We start from the raw sequence: 6,973 nt of genomic DNA, 5'->3' as shown, positions 1-6,973 counted from the left end.
GAACGCGCCAAGGCGTCACGACGTCCGCCGGACGACCACGCACCGATTTTCACGCACACAGGGTGTCGCCGTCAGGCGACCGGATTACTGACCCAGAAGCGGGTATCGCCTCCGCCGCTCTTCCTCACGATGCTGGCGCTCCAAACGAACAGCCAGGCTCCGACTCCGTGTCGGCCGTTACGGCGTCCCCGAGCTGTCCCGCAGCCGGCGAACGCCGGCCCGGAGGGTGTCGGAGGTGTGTCGCGAACACCGAGAGTCAACGAGAGAGAGCGGGAGTCAGTAAGACTGACTCCCGCCCTCTTCTTTCGGCATCCGCCCTGGTCAGAGCTTGATTCTTGCTGGCTGACTGGCGAGTGCCCCCGGCAGGATTCGAACCTGCGCACACGGCTCCGGAGGCCCTTTGAGTCTCAGACAATGTTGCTGGTCAGGGCCGCGCAGGTGCTGGTTCGGCTGGGGTCTGGCCACAGATAGTCCACAAGGGCGTGACCACCGCCTTACGAGTTCGATCCGAGCCCTCTCCGGCTGCGGTCGTCGGCGGGTAGGACAGCCGGACGGAGACGCTGGTTTACGTCCCCGTCCGGCGCCGCTGATGTCAGCCGTGGATGTCAGAACCTTCTGATCTGCAGCTCTGCAGAGATCCGGAGGGAGACGGTGGCACAGGGCGGCGCTTGTCCCGTAGCTGAACCATGGGACGCTGGCTGCTGCCTCTGGCAAAGTATCGTCACTGCTAGACGATTCTCGTGAGGAACCTTTGTGAGCACGCTCGGTAGCTTCATCTGGTCAATCGCTGACCAGCTTCGGGGCCCCTACCGCCCCAACCAGTACGGGACAGTGATTCTCCCGTTCACGATCCTGAGACGGCTCGACTGCATACTCGAGCCGGACCGCGCGGCGGTACGGGAGCTGGCGGCGAGGTACGAGAACCTGAACCGGCTCAAGGTCGAGGTCAAGAAGGCCACGGGGCGGACGTTCCACAACACCTCCAACTACGAGTTCGCGAACCTGCTGGCCGATGCGGACGGGCTGGCGGACAACCTCGCTGACTACATCGACCGGTTCTCTGCCGATGTGGACGTGTTCGAGTACTTCGACTTCAAGAAGGAGATCCTGGCCCTGGAGAAGGCAGGGCTCCTGCGCGAGATCGTCCAGTCCTTCGGCGCCGTCGACCTGCATCCCGATGTGGTGTCCAACGCGGACATGGGGGATGCGTTCGAGTACATCATCCGCAAGTTCAACGAGGCCGCGAACGAGACCTCCGGAGACCACTACACGCCGCGCGATGCGATCCGGCTGCTGGTCGACCTGCTCTTCGCGGAGAAGGACGTCGACCTCACCGAGGGCGGCATCATCCGGTCGCTGTACGACCCCACCGCCGGCACCGGCGGCATGCTCTCTCTGGCCGAGGAGCACCTGCTCGCCCAGAATGCCGAGGCGAAGCTGAGCCTGTACGGCCAGGAGTACAACCCGCAGTCGTACGCCATCTGCAAGTCCGACCTGCTCGCCAAGGGCCACGACGCAACTAACATCGCTTTCGGCAACACGCTCACCGAGGATGCGTTCAAGGGCCGTCAGTTCGACTATTGCATGTCCAACCCGCCCTACGGGGTGGACTGGAAGCAGTACGCCAAGGCGGTCAAGGCCGAGCAGGAGCAGGCGGGTCCGTACGGCCGCTTCGCGCCGGGACTCCCCGCGACCTCGGACGGCCAGATGCTCTTCCTGCTCCACTTGGCCCATAAGATGCGCGCACCCGAGGACGGCGGCGGCCGCGTCGGTATCGTCATGAACGGCTCGCCGCTCTTCAGCGGCGCCGCCGAGTCCGGCCCCTCCAACATTCGCAGGTGGCTGCTGGAGAACGATCTCGTCGAGGCGATCGTCGCCCTGCCGACCAACATGTTCTTCAACACCGGCATCGCCACCTATATCTGGATCCTCGACAACACCAAGCACCCCGACCGTCAGGGCAAGGTTCAACTCCTCGACGGCACGTCGTTCTGGACCAAGATGCGCAAGAACCTTGGGTCCAAGGGACGCGAGATAAGCGACGATGACCGCGCCAAGGTCGTGCGGCTGTACGCCAACTTCGAGGATGCCGACCCCGACCTCTCCAAGGTGCTGCGCAACGACGAGTTCGGCTACTGGACCATCACCGTCGAGCGTCCCCTGCTCGATGACGACAGGAACCCTGTCGTCGATCGCAAGGGCAACTCGAAGCCCGACTCGAAAAAGCGTGACACCGAAAACGTGCCCTTTACCTACGGCGGCTCAACCGCCGGAGCGGCAGGGGGGCGCGAAGTCATCCAGACGTACTTCGACGCGGAGGTGAAGCCGTACGTTCCTGACGCCTGGATCGACTGGGCCAAGACCAAGACCGGCTATGAGATCCCCTTCACCCGCCACTTCTACAAGTACATTCCGCCCCGTCCGCTCGCCGAGATCGACGCCGACCTGGAGAAGCAGGTCACAAAGATCCTGGATCTCCTGCGGGAGGTCGAGGGATGACGACGCGTACGGATCTGGTCGACTCCGGTGTGCCGTGGCTCGGTCACGTGCCGACTGGCTGGAAGACGAAACCCCTGTGGTCGATGTTCGAACGGATCAAGGATGTCGACCACCCGGAAGAGCAGATGCTCTCCGTGTTCCGCGAGTTCGGCGTCGTCGCGAAGGACTCTCGCGACAATCACAACAAGACCGCTGAGAACCGCAGCATTTACCAACTGGTGCATCCCGGCTGGCTCGTCGCCAACCGCATGAAGGCGTGGCAGGGGTCGGTCGGAATCTCCGTTCTCCGGGGCATCGTATCTGGGCACTACATCTGCTTCGCTCCTCGCCACGGCGAAGACACCCGATACCTCAACTGGCTGCTGCGTTCGACGGCCTACACGAATGGCTACGGCTTGCTCTCCCGGGGCGTCCGGATCGGGCAGGCAGAGATCGACAACGATCAGTTCAGACTCATGCCGATCCTGCTGCCACCGGTGCAGGAGCAGCGCGCCATCGCCGACTACCTCGACCGCGAGACGGCCCGCATCGACACGCTCATCGAAGAGCAGCGGCGCCTGATCGAGATGCTCCGCGATCGTCGCGTGGCGACAGTCGCTGAGGCCTTGGACGGCTACGAGCAGACCCAGGTGCGCCGACTGGTCGATCATGATCGGCCGATGACCTACGGCATTCTGCAGTGTGGTGAGCCGGTCGACGGTGGGGTTGTCTACATCGGACCGTCGGACATCCTCGGCGAAGGCGTATCCCCGGATAGGGATGCCCTGCGAACGACATCACCTGAGATCGCGAGCGCGTACAAGCGGTCAGCTCTCAAGGGTGGCGACGTGGTCGTTTCGATCGGCCCGGCGTACGGGAAGGTGGCCGTCGTGTCGGGCGACTTGGCTGGTGCGAATCTGACGCAAGATACGGTGCGAGTTGCACTGCGGCCGGATCTGGTCGACACGAGATTTATCGTGTGGGCGCTGCTGTCACGGCAGACGGCTGAGTATTGGGACTACCAGATCATGGGCGCGACGTTCCGCCGGCTGAACCTCGGCACCTTGGCCCGGACACCCATCCCGCTCCCGGCGATCCATGAACAGCGGCGGATCGCTGCGTATTTGGATGAGCAGACCGCAAAGATCGACACGCTCATCGCCGAGACCGAGCAGTTCATCGAGCTCTCCAGGGAACGGCGGTCAGCGTTGATCACGGCGGCGGTGACGGGGCAGATCGACGTCCGAGATGTGGCGTAATGGCTGATAATAACGAGGTGGTCTTCGAGACTGAGATCTGTAAGTACCTCCGGGACCACGGTTGGCTGTACTCGGCGAACGACCGTGACGGTGGTGAGTACGACCGGGAGCGGTCGCTGTTCCCGGCAGACCTGTTCGCGTGGCTGGAGGCGACACAGAAGCCGGCCTACGAGAAGGCGTTGAAGGCGGCGGGTTCGCAGGCGAAGTTCCTCGACGTGCTGACCGCGGCGCTCGACCGGCCGCTGGAACATGGCGGTGGGACGCTGAACATCCTGCGCACCGGCGTGCAGTACATCGGCGGTGGTCGGTTGAAGATGGCGCAGTTCCGTCCGGAGACGTCGCTCAACAAGACCACGACGGCGCACTACGAGGCGATGCGGGTGCGGGTGGTACGGCAGGTGCACTTCTCGACCGCCGATCAGCGCAGTATTGATCTGGTGTTCTTCGTCAACGGGCTCCCGGTGGCCACGGTGGAGCTGAAGACCGACTTCACCCAGTCGCTGGACGAGGCGGTCAACCAGTACAAGCAGGATCGCAATCCGTTGACGAACGGGCGGCCGGAGCCGTTGCTGTCGTTCGGTCACCGGGCGTTGGTGCATTTCGCGGTCTCGAACGACCTGGCGGCGATGACCACGAGGCTGGAGGGGGAGAAGACCCACTTCTTGCCGTTCAACATCGGCTTCGACAGCGGTGCCGGCAACCCGCCCGGCGCGGACGGACGGTCGTCGACGGCGTATCTGTGGGAACGCGTCTGGGAGAAACACGCCTGGCTGAACATCATCGGACGGCTGATGATCGTGCAGACCAAGGAGGAGTGGGACGTCACCACCGGCACGTCGGTGCGGCGTACGAGCATGCTCTTCCCGCGGTTCCACCAGTGGGAGGCCGTCACGAGCATTGTCGAGGCGGTGAAGGAGGAGGGTGTCGGGCAGCGGTACCTGGTTGAGCACTCGGCCGGGTCGGGGAAGACGAACACCATCGCCTGGACGGCCCACCGGCTGGCGCGGCTGCATGTCGGTGATCGGAAGGTCTTCGACTCGGTCATTGTGGTCGTGGACCGTACCGTGCTCGACTCCCAGCTGCAGGATGCGATCCGGCAGATCGACGGGACCGGCAAGATCGTCGCGACTATCACCCCCGAGGACGTCCGCAAGGCCGGCGCGAAGTCGAAGTCGGGTCTGCTGGCGCAGGCGTTGAAGAGCGGTGAGCTAATCATCGCGGTGACGCTGCAGACCTTCCCGCATGCGCTGGACGAGATCCGGACCGAGGCTGGCCTGAAGGGCAAGCGGTTCGCCGTCATCGCCGATGAGGCGCACTCCTCCCAGTCGGGTCAGATCTCCTCGAAGCTGAGGCAGGTGCTGACCGTTGAGGAGGTCAAGGAGGTCGAGGAGGGTGGCGAGATCGATGTGGAGTCGATCCTGGCATCGGAGATGACCGAGCGTGCCGAGTCGGAGAACATCTCCTACTTCGCCTTCACCGCGACGCCGAAGAACAAGACCCTCGAACTGTTCGGCCGCAAGGACGCCGACGGGAAGCCGCGCGAGTTCCACCTGTACTCGATGAAGCAGGCGATCGAGGAGGGCTACATCCTCGACGTCCTCAAGGGCTATCAGTCCTACGACACCGCGTTGAAGATCGCCGGCAGGGCCGAGAGCGGTGACGGGGGAGAGGTTGAGGAGGCCGCCGCCCGCAAGGGTCTGATGCGGTGGGTGCAGCTTCACCCGACGAACATCAGTCAGAAGGTGCAGATCATCGTCGAGCACTTCCACGCCAACGTCGCCTACCTCCTCGAAGGCAAGGCGAAGGCGATGGTGGTGACCGACTCGCGCAAGTCCGCGGTGAAGTACAAGCTGGCCATCGACGCCTACATCGCCAGGCGCCGCGCCGAGGACGCCTCGTACAACTACCGCACCCTGGTCGCCTTCTCCGCCGGGGTGACGATGGCCGAGGGCGAGACCTGGCACAGCGACTGGGGCCCGCAGCCGTCGAAGGATGACGAGTTCACCGAGGCCAACATGAACCCCGGTGCCGGGGCTGATCTGGCGGCCGCGTTCAAGGGCGAGACGTACAAGATCATGCTGGTCGCCAACAAGTTCCAGACCGGCTTCGACCAGCCCCTGCTCTCGGCGATGTACGTCGACAAGAAGCTGTCGGGGGTCACCGCGGTGCAGACGCTCTCGCGGCTCAACCGCACCCACCGCACCGCTGGTGGGGAGCAGAAGCGTAAGACGTTCGTCATCGACTTCGCCAACAAGCCCGAGGACATCAAGGCGGCCTTCGAGCCGTACTTCAAGAACGCGACCCTGGAGACCGAGACTGATCCGTACGTCGTCGTCCACCTGGCTGCCAAGCTTGCCCAGGCCGGAATCTACACCGAGGACGACGTCCGCAAGGTCGCCGAGCTGTGGGTCACCCGGAAGGGCAACAACGCGCTCTCGGCGGCGATCAGCCCGGCGCAGCACGACTTCCGGCGCCGCTACGCGCGGGCGATCGAGGAGGAGGAAAAGGTCGCCCTCAACGCGCTCGACCTTTTCCGCAAGGATGTCTCCACCTACGTACGTCTCTATGACTTCATGTCCCAGATCGTCGACTACGGCGACCCCTACATGGAGATGCTCTCGATCTTCCTGCGTCTCCTGGAGAAGGTCATCGCCGAGTCCGCTTGGGCGGCCGACGTCGACCTCTCCGACGTGGTGCTGGTCGGGGTCAAGCACAACAAGGCGATCCCGGTCGACATCTCGCTCGTGGGCGACGGGCAGCTGAAGGGCATCAGCGCCGCCGGCACGGGAATGAAGAAGGATCCGAAGTACGTCGCGCTCCAGGTCGTCATAGACAAGATGAACGACCTCTTCGGCGCCGAATCGTTCGCCGAATCCCAGGTCCGGGAGTTCGTGCAGGGGCTCGTCCAGCGGTTGCTAGCCGACTCGAACCTGATCAAGCAGACCAAGGTGAACTCCAAGAAGCAGTTCGTGGAGTCACAAGACTTCCAAGCAGCCGTTACGGAGGCGGTTGCAGACAACCAGGACGCCCACAACACGATGGCTGACTACTTCTTCACCGACGGGCCGGCTATCAACTCGATCATCGTCGCCCTCGCGGATGCCTTCTACGAAGCAGCGGTCGATCAGCAGGTGGATTCTTAGAGGGCGGTATGAGAGTTGATGCCCGTTTCGACATTGCGGCTGGGGTGGGTGGGCTGGTCGTGGTCTTGGCGGCTGGTTATGGGCGCGGCTGAG

General features: G+C 63.7%; 3 protein-coding genes. All 3 read left to right on the top strand.

Going from position 1 to position 6,973, the window contains the following annotated elements:
- Positions 1–753: 753 nt before the first annotated feature.
- Genes ACFV9O_RS39080 through ACFV9O_RS39070 form a run of 3 tightly spaced genes read left to right on the top strand, consistent with a single transcriptional unit; the run spans position 754 to position 6,880 of the window.
- Entirely contained in the window at positions 754–2,499 is a 1,746-nt protein-coding gene (locus tag ACFV9O_RS39080; RefSeq protein WP_385427500.1) for an N-6 DNA methylase, read from the top strand.
- Positions 2,496–3,737 (top strand): restriction endonuclease subunit S, encoded by a 1,242-nt coding sequence (locus tag ACFV9O_RS39075; protein WP_385427497.1) that lies wholly within the window; start codon positions 2,496–2,498, stop codon positions 3,735–3,737. Before ACFV9O_RS39080 ends, ACFV9O_RS39075 begins: the two co-directional genes overlap by 4 nt.
- A gap of 17 nt (positions 3,738–3,754) precedes the next feature.
- Positions 3,755–6,880: a type I restriction endonuclease subunit R gene (locus tag ACFV9O_RS39070; RefSeq protein WP_385427493.1), complete on the top strand. Its 3,126-nt coding sequence runs from the start codon at positions 3,755–3,757 to the stop codon at positions 6,878–6,880.
- Positions 6,881–6,973: the final 93 nt, after the last annotated feature.

It is taken from the genome of Streptomyces sp. NPDC059909, assembly GCF_042730885.1.
In the GTDB taxonomy this organism is placed as follows: Bacteria; Actinomycetota; Actinomycetes; order Streptomycetales; family Streptomycetaceae; genus Streptomyces.
Note: the sequence above shows the minus strand (reverse complement) of the source record. Positions and strands in the feature narration are given on the sequence as shown.